13 protein-coding genes are annotated in these 16,303 nt (G+C 66.4%); 3 read left to right on the plus strand and 10 right to left on the minus strand.

The features are described 5' to 3' along the window. From H276_RS23300 to H276_RS0119215, 3 genes are all read left to right on the plus strand, one after another. Positions 1 to 390, plus strand: a 390-nt coding sequence (locus H276_RS23300; protein WP_036461383.1) for an MMPL family transporter, incomplete at its 5' end; no start/stop codon positions are given. A 43-nt stretch (positions 391 to 433) separates the two neighbouring features. Beyond that, a complete protein-coding gene (yaaA, locus tag H276_RS0119210; protein WP_019972910.1) occupies positions 434 to 1,180 on the plus strand; it encodes a peroxide stress protein YaaA in 747 nt (248 codons plus the stop codon). A gap of 91 nt (positions 1,181 to 1,271) precedes the next feature. Next, positions 1,272 to 2,660, plus strand: coding sequence for a pyridoxal-dependent decarboxylase (locus H276_RS0119215; RefSeq protein WP_019972911.1), 1,389 nt, complete (start codon positions 1,272 to 1,274; stop codon positions 2,658 to 2,660). Between the two features lie 24 nt (positions 2,661 to 2,684). Here H276_RS0119215 and H276_RS0119220 read toward each other — a convergent pair whose 3' ends face one another. From H276_RS0119220 to H276_RS0119265, 10 genes are all read right to left on the minus strand, one after another. Beyond that, the gene (locus tag H276_RS0119220) at positions 2,685 to 3,968 is read right to left on the minus strand and encodes a competence/damage-inducible protein A (RefSeq protein WP_026357191.1); all 1,284 of its coding nucleotides are present in this window, start codon (positions 3,966 to 3,968) and stop codon (positions 2,685 to 2,687) included. A gap of 76 nt (positions 3,969 to 4,044) precedes the next feature. Beyond that, on the minus strand, positions 4,045 to 4,269 hold the full coding sequence (locus H276_RS0119225; protein ID WP_019972913.1) for a hypothetical protein: 225 nt from the start codon (positions 4,267 to 4,269) through the stop codon (positions 4,045 to 4,047). A 9-nt stretch (positions 4,270 to 4,278) separates the two neighbouring features. Further along, entirely contained in the window at positions 4,279 to 7,002 is a 2,724-nt protein-coding gene (locus H276_RS0119230) for a glycosyl hydrolase 2 galactose-binding domain-containing protein (protein WP_019972914.1), read from the minus strand. A 153-nt stretch (positions 7,003 to 7,155) separates the two neighbouring features. Next, the gene (locus tag H276_RS25395; RefSeq protein ID WP_019972915.1) at positions 7,156 to 7,368 is read right to left on the minus strand and encodes a hypothetical protein; all 213 of its coding nucleotides are present in this window, start codon (positions 7,366 to 7,368) and stop codon (positions 7,156 to 7,158) included. Between the two features lie 45 nt (positions 7,369 to 7,413). After that, positions 7,414 to 8,157: an HAD family phosphatase gene (locus H276_RS0119240; protein ID WP_019972916.1), complete on the minus strand. Its 744-nt coding sequence runs from the start codon at positions 8,155 to 8,157 to the stop codon at positions 7,414 to 7,416. 84 nt (positions 8,158 to 8,241) lie between these two features. Next, a complete protein-coding gene (locus H276_RS0119245) occupies positions 8,242 to 8,859 on the minus strand; it encodes a hypothetical protein (protein ID WP_231376717.1) in 618 nt (205 codons plus the stop codon). Between the two features lie 305 nt (positions 8,860 to 9,164). After that, positions 9,165 to 9,581 carry a DUF302 domain-containing protein gene (locus H276_RS0119250; protein ID WP_019972918.1) on the minus strand — a complete coding sequence of 139 codons (417 nt, stop codon included), beginning with the start codon at positions 9,579 to 9,581 and terminating at the stop codon, positions 9,165 to 9,167. Positions 9,582 to 9,648: 67 nt separating this feature from the next. Continuing rightward, positions 9,649 to 12,021, minus strand: coding sequence for a plasma-membrane proton-efflux P-type ATPase (locus H276_RS0119255; RefSeq protein WP_019972919.1), 2,373 nt, complete (start codon positions 12,019 to 12,021; stop codon positions 9,649 to 9,651). Between the two features lie 478 nt (positions 12,022 to 12,499). After that, positions 12,500 to 15,442 carry an RND family transporter gene (locus H276_RS23305; RefSeq protein WP_051111482.1) on the minus strand — a complete coding sequence of 981 codons (2,943 nt, stop codon included), beginning with the start codon at positions 15,440 to 15,442 and terminating at the stop codon, positions 12,500 to 12,502. Continuing rightward, on the minus strand, positions 15,439 to 16,002 hold the full coding sequence (locus H276_RS0119265) for an MmpS family transport accessory protein (RefSeq protein ID WP_081625513.1): 564 nt from the start codon (positions 16,000 to 16,002) through the stop codon (positions 15,439 to 15,441). Before H276_RS0119265 ends, H276_RS23305 begins: the two co-directional genes overlap by 4 nt. Positions 16,003 to 16,303 lie beyond the last annotated feature (301 nt).

Here is a 16,303-nt window from a genome sequence, read left to right on the forward strand (position 1 = left end):
GCCATGTCGGTCATCATCCTGCTGGCCGTCGGCGCCGACTACAACCTGCTGCTGGTCTCCCGATTCAAAGAAGAAATCCACGCCGGCCTCAACACCGGCATCATCCGCGCCATGGGCGGCACCGGCTCAGTAGTCACCTCCGCAGGCCTGGTCTTCGCCTTCACCATGATGTCCATGGCCTTCAGCGAACTCGCCGTCATCGGCCAAGTCGGCACCACCATCGGCCTCGGCCTACTCTTCGACACCCTCGTCATCCGCTCCTTCATGACCCCATCGATCGCAGCCCTACTCGGAAAATGGTTCTGGTGGCCACAGAAAGTGCGCCAGCGACCTGTTCCCGCGCCATGGCCTGAACCGGTATCCAAAGAAACACAGGACGCGCTGGCGTGATTCGGCCGCTTCCGGTGGGCGATCGCTCGGCTAACGTCGCCGTGTGATCGTGCTCCTGCCTCCGTCGGAGACCAAGCGCACCGGCGGAGACGGCCCGCCGCTGCGACTGGACCAGCTCAGCTCCACGGCCCTCACGCCGCTGCGTGAGGAGCTGCTCAACCAATTGATCGGACTTTCCGCCGACATTCCGGCCTGCCGCAAGGCCCTCGGGCTCTCGACCAAGCAGGATGCGGAGATCGAGCGCAATGCCGAACTCTGCTCGGCCCCAACGTTGCCGGCGATGCACCGTTACACCGGCGTGCTGTACGACGCGCTCGACATCGGCTCGCTACGCGGCGCAGCGGCTGAGCGTGCGCGGGCCCGGCTTGCCGTCGGATCGGCGCTGTTCGGCTTGCTGCGCGCCGATGACCAGGTGCCCGCCTATCGCCTGTCGGCAACCTCGAAGCTGCCGGGACAACCAGGGCTGAGCACCCGCTGGCGTCCGATCCTGGAGCCGGTGCTCGCCGAACTGTCCGACCAACATCTGATCGTCGACCTACGCTCGGGCTCCTACGCCGCGCTGGGCCGTATACCCGGAGCGGTCCGCGTCCAGGTCCTCGCCCAACACGCCGACGGACACCGAAGCGTGGTCAGTCATTTCAACAAGGCCCACAAAGGTCGGCTGGCGCGGACGCTGGCCGGCTCCCGATCCGAACCGAACGACGCCGCCGCGGTGGCCGCCGTCGCCCGTCGCGCTCACATGCACGTCGAACGCGACGGCGACGAGTTGACGGTCGTGGTGCCGGCTTGAGGCGCAGCTTCGAAATCTCACCGCCAGGAGAGCCGCGATCTCGTACCTCTGGAATCCGCCGGCCCGGACGCCGAAACCGTATGGTCGGGCCATGTCGATCCCGTCACTCGCTCGTACAGCCGCATTGCGAACCGCCGTTGCCCACGCCGAAACATTCTTGACAGGGCTCGACGAGCGCCCGGTGGCGGCACGAGTCGACGCGTCGAGCGTGCGCTCCGCACTCGGTGGGCCACTGCCCGAACACGGTGAAGACCCCATTGCCGTCATTGACGCACTGGCCGCCGGCACCGAGGCCGGGTTGGTCGCCAGCGCCGGACCCCGGCACTTCGGCTTCGTCGTCGGAGGTGCCCTGCCGGCTGCACTGGCAGCCGACTGGTTGGTATCGGCATGGGACCAGTGCGCAGCGTTCCACTCGCTGTCCCCGGCCGCGGCCGCGATCGAAGAAGTGGCTGGCGGGTGGGTTTTGGACCTGCTGGGGTTACCGCCCGATGCCGGCGTTGGATTCGTCACAGGTGCACAGGCCGCCAACACCACCGGCCTGGCCGCCGCCCGTCATACGGTCCTCGCCCGAGCCGGCTGGGATGTCGGTCGCGACGGATTGATCGGGGCACCGCAGGTCCGGGTACTGTGCGGCGAGCAGGCCCATGTGACCATCCACACCGCCTTGAGACTCCTCGGGCTCGGCGAGGGCACGGCCGCCCGGGTACGCGCGGACGGCCAGGGCCGGATGCAGCCGGATGCCCTCGACGAAACCCTCAGTCGCGGTACCGGACCGGCGATCGTATGCGCGCAAGCCGGCAACGTATCGACCGGCGCCTTCGACGATCTCGACGCTATCGCCGATGTGTGCGCAGCCCACGACGCATGGCTGCACGTCGACGGGGCCTTCGGGCTGTGGGCCGCGGCCTCCCCGTCGAACAGGCACCTCACCGCGGGCGTCGGCCGGGCGGATTCGTGGGCCGTCGACGCCCACAAGTGGCTCAATGTGCCCTACGACAGTGCCATGGCGATTGTCGCCGACCAGCAAGCGCACCTGGCCGCGACCGGGCTGGCGGGTCCCTACCTTGTCGCCGACGCCGGCCAGCGGGACAACACGAACTATGTGCCCGAAAGTTCGCGGCGCGCCCGTGCTGTCCCCGTCTACGCGGCGCTGCGCTCCCTCGGCCGGGCCGGAGTGGCCGAACTCGTGGAACGTAACTGCGCGCAGGCCCGGCGGATGGCGGCACTGCTCGCCGAAATCCCCGGGGCCGAGATACTCAACGACGTAGTGCTCAACCAAGTTTTGGTTCGGCTCCCCGGTGGCGATGAAGCCAACCGGCGCGCGGTGGCGGCGATCCAGGCCGACGGCACCTGCTGGCTCGGTGGGACCACGTGGCAGGGTCGGTACGTGTTACGCGTGTCCTTCTCGAACTGGGCGACCACCGATGACGACGTCGACCGGTCGGCCGCGGCGATCCGGGCCGTGCTGAGCACACCGTGACGAGGTGACCGGATTCGGCCGCAGTCACCCGACGCTGGAACCTTGCAACGCCCGCCGCAACATGTGCATCGCCACAGTGGTGGAACGTTCCCGGACATCGGTGCGGTCGCCCGGCAACCGGAGTGTGCGGGTGACGGCCTCACCACCCGCGAGCTGTACGGCGAAGCACACCGTGCCGACGGGCTTGTCCGCGCCACCACCGCCCGGACCGGCGATGCCGGTGATCGCCACCGCGGTGTCGGCCTCGAAGCTGCGCAGTGCCCCGGCAGCCATCGCGACGGCCACCGGCTCCGAGACCGCACCATGCTCGGCAAGCAGCTCGTGATCGACCTGCAGCAGTTGGGTTTTGGCCTCGTTGGCGTAGGCGACGACCCCTCCGGCGACATAGGCCGATGCGCCGGCCCGCTCGGTCAGCCGCGCCGCCAGCAGGCCCGCGGTGCACGATTCCGCAGTTGCGACGCGCCGACCTGCCAGCAGCGCGGCGACCTGCTCGTCGACCGTGGAGCCGTCCTCGGAGAACAGTGTGTTGGCGTGGCGGTCCCGCAGCGTCTTGACCAGTTGGGCGTACGTGTCGGCCGCCGCCGGCTCGTAACGGGTGACGATCTCCAGCTCGCCTCGGCGCAGACACGTGGTGATTTCCAGGTCGGCGAACCCGACGATGTCACGCTCGGCCTCCCGCAGGGTTTCGGCCAGGCCGGACTCGGCGAGCCCGAACATGCGCAGCATGTCCTGGCGGTAGACGGTGCGCTGCGCGATCGCCTGCTGCGCAGCCGCGGTCGCGATGGCCGCAGACCACATCGGCTGCAGTTCGCGGGGCGGACCGGGCAGCACTATGACGGTCGGTGTTCCGGGAACCACGACGCCAGGTGCGGTGCCGACCGGTTCGAGGACCTCCGCGCCGGCGGGAACCAGGGCCTGCTTGCGGTTGGCTGCCCGCACCGCCTCGAAGTCGACCTCCGAGAAGACGCCGCGCCCCGCCATGAGCCGACGCAAGATCGCCGCGATCCGCTCCTCGACCTCGGTGTCCAGCACCAGCTCGCGACCACAGAATTCGGCGACGGTCGCCACCGTCAGGTCGTCGGCGGTGGGGCCCAACCCGCCGCTGGTGACGATCAGGTCCACTCCCTCTGTGGCCAGAAACCGCAGTTGTGCGGCAATGTCCTGGGGACGGTCACCACAGATCGTGATGTGGGCGAGCTCGACACCCAGTTCGAGCAGCCGGTCGGCAATCCACGGCCCGTTGCGGTCCTGAACGCGTCCGGTGAGAACTTCGGTTCCGGTCACCACGATGCCTGCGCGTGTGCTCACACCGAAGCACACTACGCAGACGTGTTCAGGTCGGAACCCGCACTGCCTCGCCGCGACCGATTGTCGCCTTCGGCGGTCAGCGCTTGAGCCAGTTGTTCACCGTCGGCAGGTCGCGCGTGTAGGTGACCATGATGTCGTCCTGGAACCGGCTGGCGCCGCTGATCGCGTTCGATCCTCGCCAGATCACCCGGATCCGATCGTTGCCGCGCTGATAGACGTCCACGCGGTCGACATCACGGCGCGACCAGCCGCTGGACTCGGCCACCTGGGACAGATCGCGGCGCTCATCGGTCGTCGTCATCAGGTGATCCTATCGGCGGCTGGACTGGTCGATCGGCACGGTCACGGGTGCGGAGTTGTAACCGGTGACCCGCACCCAGTTGGCCTGCGGTTCCGTGCCGGTGACGGTGCCGGTCAGCACCACCGTCTCACCCGGGTAGACCGTGACGTAATTGTCGGAGTACTCGATGGGCAGGATCTCGTCACCGTCGTGGGTCTCGGTGATCTCGGCTCGGTCGAAGAACGCGATCTGGTGGGTGGGATTGTGTAGGCGGATCGCCACCACGGTACGGTCGGGGCCGACCGAACGCGAGGCGCTGACCTGCAGGGATGCCGGCGGCATCGTGTTGAGCGGGGTCATGTCGGCCCAGCTGGTCTGGGCGAGGTCGAAGGCCTGGTCGTTCATCGGGTTGCCGACGTCGTCGCGCTGTTGCGACTGCCAGTAGGTGTTCTCGGTGACGACGTCCCCCGAAGCATCGAGCAGTTCGCACCGAACGAAGAACACCCGCGAGTCGCGGACCACGTGCGGCAGCACCAGTGCCCGCACGGCCCCGCCGGACGGCACCGAGATGGTGTCCGTGGTTCGGTCGTCCCGCACCCGTCCCGCCAGGTCGTAGGTGCGCACCCGCACGTGCAGGCCGTGCTGCTCGGACGGCGTCTGGTTGACCACCGTGACGTTGGCCGTGTTGTGGTCACCGGTGGCGAACGAGTCGAACACCACCGACAGCGGGCGCAGCCCCTTCTTGGCGCCGAAGTAGGCACCGCCGGGCCGCAGGTAGTAGTCGAAGAGATGCCCGAAGAACGACGGCCAGTGGTTGTTGAGCATCCAGTAGATCGTCATCTTGTGGTTCGCCCAGCCCATGGCCGCGAACGCCTCGAACTGAGCCCGGGTGGACTCGTAGTGCGCCAACTGTGCCTTGCGCGCGAATTCCTCTGCGTTGGGCGAGGATCCGTATCGCCGCATCACCGCGGTGCGGATGCTCTCCAGCGCGTTGTTGCTGGGGTTGGCGCCGGCATGGAAGTACCAGGCGTCGTTGATCGGCCACAGTTTGTCCGGCGGAATGAATTTCCGCAGGCTCGCGAACGGTGGGATGTTCTCGTTGTCACCCTGCTCGGCGTTCGACCCGCGGGTGGCCTGATACCCGCCGCTGAACCAGTAGCTGGGTGGGCGCCAGGTGTACGGGCCCGCCATGTGGATGCCGTCCCAGTCGGGCTGACCGTCGCCGTCGCGGGCCAGTGACGACACCGTGTCGACGACGGCGTCCGGCCAGTGCAGCTGGGCCAGGATGCCGTGGTAGGCGTCCAGAACCGACTGCGGCGGTTTGCCGTCGCTGCCGTTGGCCCAGATGAACGCCGACGGGTGACCGCGCAGGGTCAGCAGCTGCGAGCGCAGGCTCTCGTTGGCGACGCGATGGTCCTCGGCGTCCCACTGCGACCATTTCTCCCACTGGTTGCAGCACATCCAGCCGTACATCAGCGGGATGCCCAGCTCGTCAGCCCGCTCGATGATGTTGTCGCCGGGGAACTTTCCCTCCAGCCGCAGCATGTTCAGGCCCATGTCGCGGACGTAGCCCAGGATGGCGTCCTCGCGCTGCGGGTCGTACCGAAACAGCAGGTCGGGGGTATAGGCGGCACCGCGGACCAGCAGATCCTTGCCGTTGACCGTGAGATAGAAGCTGCCGCCACGGCCCAGGTCCGGGTACTGCTCGTCGTCGTCGCGATGCTGGGCGATGGTCCGGATACCGAACCGCGAGTCGTCGGTGTCGGTGGCCCGACCATACTGCCGGAACTCCAGGTGCAGGTTGTACAGATTGGGATCGCCCATGGTGTACGGCCACCACAGATCCGGGTTGTGCACCGTCAGCGCGGCGTAGGAGTCCGGATCGAACTTCACCTCACGACGCTCCCCCGCGCCGAGGGTGACCGGCTGTTCGAGGGTGATATCCGGCTTGCCGGACCGGCTGATCGTGGCGTGCACCACCCCGCGCAGCGTGGTCGACGATGTGTTGCGGACATCGCTGTAGACGGTGAGCCGGGCCGTGTCGGTCGACGGCAGCGGCAACTCGGTGGTCACCATCGGGTCGCTGACCACACCGGTTCCCGAGAAGCTCAGGTACACCGGTTTGAAGATGCCCGCGTTGCGGTCGGCGACAAAGGAATTGCCGCGCAGCGGGTTCTTGCCCGGGCCCTGGTAGCCGATCCGGTTCCAGTTGATCCAGTCCCACCAGCTGTCGGCGAGTTCGACGCCGTTGATGTCCTGCAGGGCCCGCTCGGGGGTGACCTTGACGGCCAGGGTGTTCTGACCGCCCTGGTTGAGCCATGGCGTGACGTCGAGCTCGTGGGCGGTGTACATGCCGACCACCTCGGAGCTGCCTGCGATCTGCCTGCCGTTGAGCCACACTTCGGCGCGGTAGTTGATGCCGGGGAACTCGATGCGGTAGCTGGAGCTGCCTGCCGGTGCGGTGAACGTGGTCCGGTACCACCAGTCCTGGCGGTACAGGTCGTCGGGGACGTTGGCCAGGTTCTCGCCGTAGTAGAGGTTCGGGTAGGTGCCGTCGTCCTCCAGTGCCTGCAGCACCGTGGCGGGCATGTGCTCCACCTGGTGCCAGCTGTCCCCACGGAATGCGCCCGTCGAGATCTCGGCTCCCCCGGCCTTGACGTCCCGCGCAGAGGTCAGCTGCCAGCCGGCCGACAGCTCGATACGACCCGATGGTGGTTCCGGCCGGGCGAACACGGGCAGGTCGGTGACACACACCGACAGCAGCAGCAGCGTGACGACGACACCCGCGATGAGCGGGCCGACGCGACGTTTCGGGCTGGAAATGGGTGGCTCCTCGGGACCGATGCGGCGGGCGGCCGCCCGGTCATTCTGCCGTGACGGACGCCCGGCCGCGCGGCCGGTGCACCCTCAGAGCTTGTGTGGGACGTCGTTGGCCAAGTTGGACTGCGCGCCATGGGCGACACCCGGGGCCATCAGCGACTTGGTACGGCTGCACGCGGCAGCGTCAGCGGCCCATCGACACTGAAAACAGGCGCCGCGGTGGTCGATGGCGCACCCCGATCTGGTGAACGCCTCGGCGGTCTTGTCGGCCAGCACCGCATCGTCATCCCAGGCTCCCATAGCGCCCGGACTTCGTCGATGAATTCCGCTGCGCGACGGTATCTTTCATCGGCGGTCGACCGATCTGCCGGCCCGCTCCACGGTCAGCACCGGCCAGCCATGTTCGGCTGCCACCGCGGCGAGACCCGGCCTGGGGTTCACCGGCCGGGGCCGACCCACCAGCCTCATCAGCGCGCCGTCTTCGCCACCGTCGGCATAGAAGTAACTGCTGCGCAGCTCGACGGCTTTGTCTTCGCAAAACCGCTGCACTGCATCGGCTTTACGGGCGCCCCACACGATCGGCAGGACCACGTTGCCGGTCAGCAGTCCGTCGGCGTCGGTTTCGAAATGGTTGCACAGCACATGGTCGATGCCGAGGTGACGCGCGACGGGCTCGGCATGGATGGTCAGCGCCGACGAACTCATCACTACGGTGTGACCACGCTCCTGGTGGCGCCGGACCACCTCGCGCATGTGCGGGTAGACCCGTTCGAGGATGCGCCGGGTGAACAGCTGCTCCCCCAACTCGTCAAGCTCTCGCAGCGACTCGCCCCGTAGATAGCCGGTGGCCCGCACGAGGAGCCTCTCGAATGGCATCCGGCCCAGTCGGTAACGCACCGAAGCTTCGATGATCCCCAGGATCTCGCCGAGCGCGGCCTGTCGATTGCGGATCCGGTGCCCGGCGTGAGCGCTGGCGGTGAACCCGTCGACCAGCGTCCCGTCGAGATCGAAGAATGCCCCCACTCTCGCACCACCTGAACCTTCGCCGATTTCGGCAAGCGATTCGGGCGGCGACAATATGCGACCCATGGAAACAAGTAGACCAAGCCGAGCCACGATCGGGCCAATCCTCAATAGATCGGACCTCTGCGGACTGAATCCCGCAAGCGACGATCAGGGCAGCGGCGGAGCCGGATCAGCCGGCGGCGGGGGCAGCGGGTTGGCTGGTGGTGGCGGAGCAAACGGGTTCGCCGGTGCCGCCGGCGCAGGCGCGCCGGGCAGGACGGGGCTTGCGGGCGCCATGGTGTTCGGCCCCGGTGCGCCCTGCGGCGCCGGCTCGCCCGGAGAGAGCGGAACGTTTGGGCCGGGTGCCTGATCCGGGATCGGGGTGTTCATATTGCGCTGCGCGAGACCGAGCAGCAGCGCCTGCTTACCGCTGATCTCGTTGTTCTGGACCGCGTGCCACAGATCCTTGAGATAGCTCACATTGGGACGGTCCGTGTCCTCCGCGCTGGGATCCATCGTCGACCCCGGCGGCAGCGCGTCCGGACTGGCCAGATGCGGGGTGCCCGAGGGCGGCGCCGCCAGCTGTGTCGGGGCCGCCGGATCGGCCGCCTGCGGTGTCGGGGCCGCCGGATCGGCCGCCTGCGGCGCCGGCACGGCGCCGGGGTCCGGGGGCGGTACCGGCACGCCCGGGTCGGCTGATGCCGCCGCCGCGATCATCAGCGCGACGACGGGGGCCGACACGCAGCACGCAGCCGCGGACGCAAGCTTTCGGATGTCGACAGTCATCGGTGGCCTCTCGCTGTTACTCCAGGGGCTGATGGTAGCGCTGAGTACATCGGCGGTGCCAGTCATTCGTTACACCAGCCGAATCGGAACACATTACAAAACTGAGGACTCTCGATTTTCGATCACCCGCTGCACACCGCCCCACCTGGGGTATCAACAGGAGCGGCAGCACTACACAACGTCGTTGCGAGGAGTCAACAGGCCATGATGCCGACCTTGAATCTCCCGCCGGATTCGGCTTCACCGATCCCGCTGGCCCGGTTATCGTGATTGTCAGCTGAGCTTGCCGCGGTAACGCGGGGCCGTCAGCGGGACGTGCCGGTGGTTGCTGTCAATTTGTCTACCGCGGCCCGAAGTCTGGCCGCCGCCTCGTCGGCGACAGGCTGAAGACTGGGTTCGCCGGCAAGCTCGACCATGAGTTGAGGATCCATCGCCTCAACCCGCACCGCACCGGCGTCCTGGACGTCACTGCGGATGACGACGTTGCACGGCAGCAGCTGCCCGATACGGCGGTCGGCGCCGAGCGCGCGGAATGCCAATGATGGGTTACACGCACCCAAGATCAGATAGTCCTCGATTTCCTCGCCGAGCTTGGACTTCAAAGTCGCCCGCATGTCGATTTCGGTCAGAACTCCAAAACCCTGTTCCGCCAACGCTTCGCGGGTGCGGGCAACCGCATCGTCGAACGATGTCCGCAACGTTGTCGATAACGCCAGTGCCATGGTCTTCCTTACTTTGGACGATCAGTTTCGTTTCACCCATTATACCCCGGCGGGTATATGGTGTCGGCTAGCTCAATACCGTACGTTCTGCCGGTCGAGGCTGGCGCCAGAGACGGTGCAACCCAAGGGCTTTGAAAGTGGGAATCTTGAGGTAGTCGGCCAGCAGTGCTGCGGCGGTGAGTGCCAACATCACGATAGCGGCCACAACTGGTGCCAGCGGCGACATGAGAGTGCCGGTGAGTGCCAGGGTGAGCGCGACGGCAAGATTGATTGCGGTGGCGCCCAGCAGCCAGGTGCTGGGGCGGCTGGTCCAGAGATGTTCGCGGGTGCGCACGAGGTAGATGGTGGCCTGGCTGCTGGTGATGAGTGTGAAGAAGATCAAGCTGCGCAACTGGCCCAGATCCAGGTGGGGCCAGAGGTTACGGGTCGACCACAGCAGTCCAATTGAGGCGGCCAGTAGCGGGGCGGCAATCACACATGCACCGGTGATGATGTGGCGGACATTCCAGTGGTCCGGGCGCCGCGCGTAGTCGGCGCGATCGGTGGTGATGGCCAAGCTGACGACGTCGTTGCCGAGCAGCAGCAACGCCATCAGCAGCGGCGTGAACACGAACTGCTGCCAGGCGAACACACCGAAGGTCAACAGCAGCGGCACCTCCAGCTTCTTCACGCTGACGTTGAGGGCGTAGGTCAGAGAGCGCTGGTGGATGCGGCGACTCTCCGTCACCAGGCCGATGATGTCGATGAGTCCCTCACGGGTGAGCACGATCCCCGCAGCGGATTTGGCGACATCGGTGGCGCCGGCCACCGCGATGCCCACGTCGGCTTGCCGCAGGGCCGGCGCGTCGTTCACCCCGTCGCCGGTCATGCCGACAGTGTGGCCGGCGTCCTGCAGTCGCTTGACGAGTCGGTACTTGTCCTCGGGCAGAACCTCGGCGATCACCCCTACACCGAGCGCGTCGATGCTGGCATCGCTTAGCGCATCGGCCCGCAGCGTCGGCCCCGCGATACCCACCTGGGCGGCCACGGCCGTAGCCGTGGCCGCGCTGTCCCCGCTGACCATCACGACCCTGACCCCGAGCTCAGCCAGCTGCTGGATCAGGCTGGCCGCATCCGGGCGCGGTGGATCGGCCAAGGCGATCAGCCCAACCTGATGCCAGGAATTCCCGTCGTCGCTGACCGCCACCGCCAGGACCCGTGCGCCGGCCGCGGCGAGCTGCTCGACCTGCGGGTCTATTGCTTGACCGGCGAGTTCGGCGATGACCCGGGGCGCACCCTTGGCGACCTGCACTGTCTGCGAACCAGTGCGCAGGGTAGCTTCGGAGCGTTTGGTGGCTGGATCGAAGGGGACGAACCCGATCCGGACGTTGTTCCCGACATCACCCGCCGCAGCGGCACGCAGGATAGCCAAGTCGATGGGATCCTGGGTGGCCTCATCGGAGGCGCCTGCGGCCAGGCGCAGCACGTCGCACTCGGAGGTGCCAGGCCGGGCGGCGACGGCGGCAACGGCCAGCTGGTTGTAGGTGATAGTGCCGGTCTTGTCGACACACAGCAGATCCATCTCGGCGGCATCGGCCACACTGGCCAGCCGCGCAGTCAAGATCCCCCGCCCCGCCAGATGCCGCGCCCCCAGCGCCCCAGCCAACGCGAACGCTGCCGGCAACGCCACAGGCACCGAGGCCAACAGGAGCACCACGGCAAACGACACGATGTCCACTGTGCTTGCTGCGCCGGCGACCAGATAAATCGTGCCGGCGATCGCCAGCGCCACGTCAACGGCGATGAACACCCTCACCATGCGCAGCACCACGCCGGCCAGGTGATCGTTCGCCTCGGCGCCGCCCACCAGTTGCGCGGTGCGGCCGAAATAGGTGCGCGCACCCGTCGCGGTCACCACCGCGGTTGCCTCCCCGCGCGCGATAATCGAGCCGGCAAACACCGTGTCAGTGAGACCACGATCGACCGGCACTGACTCGCCTGTCAGGGTGGACTGATCGACCAGCACATCACCCGAGCTGACCTGAATATCGGCCGGTGCCAGATCGCCGACACGCACATGCACCACGTCCCCGTTGACCAGCCCGGCCGCCGGGACCAGCTGCCAGGCGCCATCACGACAGACCCGGGCATTAACCGCCAATCGGTGACGCAGCAATTCCAGCGCCGCTGCGGCCCGCTGCTGCTGCGCAAATCCCAAACCAGCATTGAACGCCAGCACCGCACCCACGATCGCCGCGTCCAGCCACTTGCCCAGCACCAACTCCAACACGATCGTGGCCTCAAGCATCCACGGCACCGGCGCCCACAATCCACCCGCCAACCGCAACAGCACGCCTGGCCGTTGCTCGGGCACCGTGTTCGGGCCGCACTCGGCCAACAATGCGTCCGCCTGAGCCGACGTCAACCCGACAGGACTCACCGCCGGATCAGGATCAGACATTTCACGTTGGGTAACCATGGGCCACAGCATTTTTCGTTTCGTCTATTTGGGGTGCAGTGACGTCGAGGGCGGCGGACGTGCCGGCCACGTAGTGCCCGGCGACGGTGCTGCCGGATTCATCGACGCGTCCGTCAGGACCACTCGGCCGTCGCCCGGGCAGTTGTCGGGTCCTCATCCATCCGTGACCACCCCAGCCGCACATCGCACCGCTCCCTTCCCTCCCCCGCCGGCCAAACAACCCCGATCAGGTAGCCCTCACGATCCGCCCAACCGCGACCAGGCCCTAGAGGCCATCGCCTCACGGCCGAGGGCCAATAGTCCCGGCGAGACGAATCCCCGAGACCGTCGTGGCTGTGACACCGCAGGAATCTAGGCACGGCAGGTCTGGCGGATCCGCGGGCGGCCCCACCGGCACAGCGAAATTGCGCCAGGCGCTCGATACGCATCGTCGAATGCACGGAATACGTACATGGCGGCCTTATGTGGCGGGGCTCGGAGCCGCTCCCGTGGTTGCCACAGCGCGCCGTGCGGTATCGGCCGCCGGCCTCTGGCGTACTCTCAGCGGCCACCAGAACCACGGTCCGAGCAACGCGGCGATCGCTGGGGTCATCAGTGACCGTACGATGAGCGTGTCCACGAGCAGGCCGATGCCTATTGTGGTTCCACCCTGGCCGACGTTGAGCAGATCGCCGGACACCATGGAGCCCATCGTGAAGGCGAATACCAGCCCGGCGGCGGTGACGACACTGCCGGTGCTGCCCATGGAGCGGATGATGCCGGTGTTGATTCCGGCGCCGATCTCCTCTTTGAATCGTGAGACCAGCAGCAGGTTGTAGTCGCTGCCCACCGCGAGCAGGATGATCACCGCGAAGGCGAGCACGATCCAGTTCAACTCGATGCCGACGATGCGTTCCCACACCAGCACCGACAGCCCGAATGCGGCGCCCAGCGACAACACGATGGTGCCGACGATCACCAGCGACGCCACGAATGCGCGCGTGATGATGACCATGACCAGGAAGATCAGCGTGATAGCGGCAAAGGCGGCAATCATCGTGTCGTACTTGGCGCCGGCCTGGATGTCACGGTAGGTCGCCGCAGTGCCCGTCAGGTAGAGCTTGGCGTCGGCCAGCGCGGTGCCTTTTACGGCTTCATGGGCGGCTACCACCTCCTCGTCGACGGTGGAGATGCCCGCCTCGGTGGCGGGGTCGACGTCATGGGTGATGATCAGGCGCGCCGCCTTACCGTCCGGCGAGAGGAACAGCTTAAGTCCTTTCTGGAAGTCGGGATTGGCAAAAACCTCCGGCGGGAGGTAGAAGTAGTCGTCGCTCTTGGAGGCGTCGAAGGCGTCGCCCATTGCCGTTGCGGTGTCGGTCATCTGCTGCATCTGGTCGATGAGGCCGGTGAAGCTGCTTTGGATGACCTGCAGCGTGTTGCGCATACCGGTGGCGGTGGCGATGATCGGCCGGAACTCGGCGACCATCCGCGGGATCAGCATGTTGGTCTGTTTCATCCCGCCGACCATGCCGTCCATCCCGCTGACCATGGCGTCCATGTCCTTCTGCAGTGTTGCCATATCGTCGCTGAAGGTGTCGACACCGTCGAGGGCGTCGAATGCCGAGCGGATCCCCCAGCAGGCCGGGATGTTGAAGCAGTTCTGTTCCCAGTAGAAGTAGTTGCGCAGCGGACGCATCGTGTCATCGAAATCGGCGATGTGATCCCGCATCTCGTCCAGGGTGGCTTTCATCGTGTTCATGTCCGTGACGCCGCGGTGTGCCGAGCCCGCCATGCGGTCGGCAGCATCGACAGTGCCTTGCATCGAGTCGGCGAACCCCTGCATCAACGTCTGCAGTGCGGTCATCGACGTGATCATCGCGCCGAGATCGTCTGACATATCGCCGATGTCACCGACACGTGCCTTGAGGAATTGCAGGTTCTGGGTGATCGGCACTGAGGACATGCTCACCTGGTACGGGATGGAACTGTGGGCGATGGGCGAACCCAATGGCCGTGTGATGCTCTGCACCATCGCGATCCCTCGAATACGAAAGAGCGCCTTGGCGATCCGGTCTAACACGATCATGTCCGTGGGGTTGCGCATATCGTGGTCGGATTCGACCATCATGATGTCGGGGTTGAGTCGCGCCGCACTGAAGTGCTTTTCGGCTGCGGTGTAGCCCACGTTGGCCGGCACGTCGTCGGGCAGATAACGCCGGTCGTCGTAGCTGGTCTTGTATCCGAGCATGGCCAGGATGCCCAGCAGCGTGACGGCCGTCGCGGCCGCCAGGATGGGCTTGGGCCAGCGCACCGCTGCGGTACCGATACGCCGCCACCCTTTGGTTTTCATCTTGCGCTTGGGATCGAGCAATCCATGGCGGGTGGCGACCACGAGAACGGCAGGCGCCACCGTGAGCGACGCCGCCACCACGACGACGAGCGCGACCGCCGATGGATACGACAACGACCGGAAGTAGGCGAGCCTGGTCAACCGCAGGCACAGCATTGCGCCCGCGATCGTCAACCCCGAACCCAGGATCACGTGTGCGACACCGTGGAAGGCGGTGTAGTACGCGGACTCGCGATCTTCGCTGCGCTGGCGGGCCTCCTGATATCGGCCGATCAGGAAGATCGCGTAGTCGGTACCGGCCGCAATGGCCAGCGCCGTGAGCAGCGGCACCGAGAAGGTGGAGAAATCGATGATCCGGAAGTGCCCGAGCAGTGCGACCGTCCCACGCGCGGAACCCATTTCGATTCCGACGATTGCCAGGATGATCAACACCGTGCGCACTGACCGGTAGACGACCAACAGCATGATGGTGATGACCACCATGGTGGTCACGGTCATCTTGACCATGCTCTTGTCGCCGGTCTCCAACGAGTCTGTGGTCAACGGCGCCGGCCCGGTGACGTAGGTGTGCACGCCGGCCGGCGGTGGGGTGTCAGCGATGATGTCACGGACGGCCTCGACCGACTCGTTGCCCTTGGTGCTGCCCTGGTCGCCGGCGAGGTTGAGTTGCACGTAGGCGGCTTTGCCGTCGCTGCTCTGCACGCCGGCGGCGGTGATCAGGTCACCCCAGAAATCGTGGACGTGCTCGACGTGCCCAGTATCCTGTTGGAACTTGGCAATCAGCGTGTCGTAGTACTGGTGGGCGGAGTCGCCGAGCTTCTCGTCTCCCACGAGGACCACCATCGCAATGCTGTCGGAGGTCGACTCCCGGAACTTCTCGCCGATCTTCTTCGCGGCGATGACTGACGGCGCATCCTGCGGCGACATCGACACCGCGTTGTGCTTGCCGACGACCTCCACCTGGGGCAGAAGCAGATTCAGCCCCGCGGTCAGCACCACCCAGGCCACGATGATGGGCACCGCGGCAGCGCGCAGCAGACGGGGCACAGCAGGGCGTGCGGTAGACGCGCTCATGCGGCCTTGTCCAAGCAGAAGACCTGCGCGCCGTGTGCGTGCGCCTGCTGTTCGATGACGACCGAACCGTTGACGAGGATGCGACAGCCGAGGACATCAGCGTCACCCTGGGCGACGACGTTGGCCAGCACGCCGGGGTCGGTGGTGGTGACGGTGACCGACCATGGCAGGCCGGTAAAGCTCGCCTGCAGCGTCTTGCCTGTGGCATCCAGGTAGCTGACCTGGCCGGTGGTGTCGAGCGGCCCGATGACTTCATAGGTCACGCTCTTGGTGTTGAACGGCACGATCAGATCGGCCCGACCGGCATCGGGAGCCAGCGGCTGATCAGAGTCGAAGAACGTCCGCAGCCGACCAACCACTGCGACAGCCGCGACCACGGCGATGGCAACGACGAGCACAACCCAGTACTGCTTGAGCACGCCGAGCGGCGACCGGCTCCGGGCAGCACGGTGGGGCGCACCGGCGCCGTCGGGCTGCGTGGGCGATGTCCGCGGCGCGGGATCCGGCCCAGATGAGGGTGCGGAACCCGGTGCAGGATCGGAGGGCGGAACGTGAGGCATGTGCCATATATACCATAGGGGGTATAGTATTAAGTAGGCTCACGGAGAGATGGGCGATGAACACGACGGTGGGCACTCACCGGAGAGGACGAACTCACTGTCGCCGAGTTGGAAAAGCTGTTCTTGAGCCTCGCCTGATCAACCAGAAACCCGACAGCCAACCAAAAACGAAGGGAAACAACATGTGCCGTGCAGTTCAATGCCGCGAATGCGGAAAGACCACCTGGGCGGGATGCGGTATGCATGTCGAGGCCGTCCGGCGTGGTGTGCCCGCCGCGCAGTGGTGTAGCGGACACTCCGA

This window comes from Mycobacterium sp. 141, from assembly GCF_000382405.1.
GTDB lineage: Bacteria > Actinomycetota > Actinomycetes > Mycobacteriales > Mycobacteriaceae > Mycobacterium.

Excerpts from the sequence above, each read along its gene's own strand:
- H276_RS0119215 (WP_019972911.1), top strand. The coding sequence starts at position 1,272 with ATGTCGATCCCGTCACTCGCTCGTACAGCCGCATTGCGAACCGCCGTT.
- H276_RS0119225 (WP_019972913.1), bottom strand. The coding sequence starts at position 4,269 with ATGACGACGACCGATGAGCGCCGCGATCTGTCCCAGGTGGCCGAGTCC.
- H276_RS25395 (WP_019972915.1), bottom strand. The coding sequence starts at position 7,368 with ATGGGAGCCTGGGATGACGATGCGGTGCTGGCCGACAAGACCGCCGAG.
- H276_RS0119240 (WP_019972916.1), bottom strand. The coding sequence starts at position 8,157 with ATGGGTCGCATATTGTCGCCGCCCGAATCGCTTGCCGAAATCGGCGAA.
- H276_RS0119245 (WP_231376717.1), bottom strand. The coding sequence starts at position 8,859 with ATGACTGTCGACATCCGAAAGCTTGCGTCCGCGGCTGCGTGCTGCGTG.
- H276_RS0119250 (WP_019972918.1), bottom strand. The coding sequence starts at position 9,581 with ATGGCACTGGCGTTATCGACAACGTTGCGGACATCGTTCGACGATGCG.
- H276_RS0119255 (WP_019972919.1), bottom strand. The coding sequence starts at position 12,021 with ATGTCTGATCCTGATCCGGCGGTGAGTCCTGTCGGGTTGACGTCGGCT.
- H276_RS23305 (WP_051111482.1), bottom strand. The coding sequence starts at position 15,442 with ATGAGCGCGTCTACCGCACGCCCTGCTGTGCCCCGTCTGCTGCGCGCT.
- H276_RS0119265 (WP_081625513.1), bottom strand. The coding sequence starts at position 16,002 with ATGCCTCACGTTCCGCCCTCCGATCCTGCACCGGGTTCCGCACCCTCA.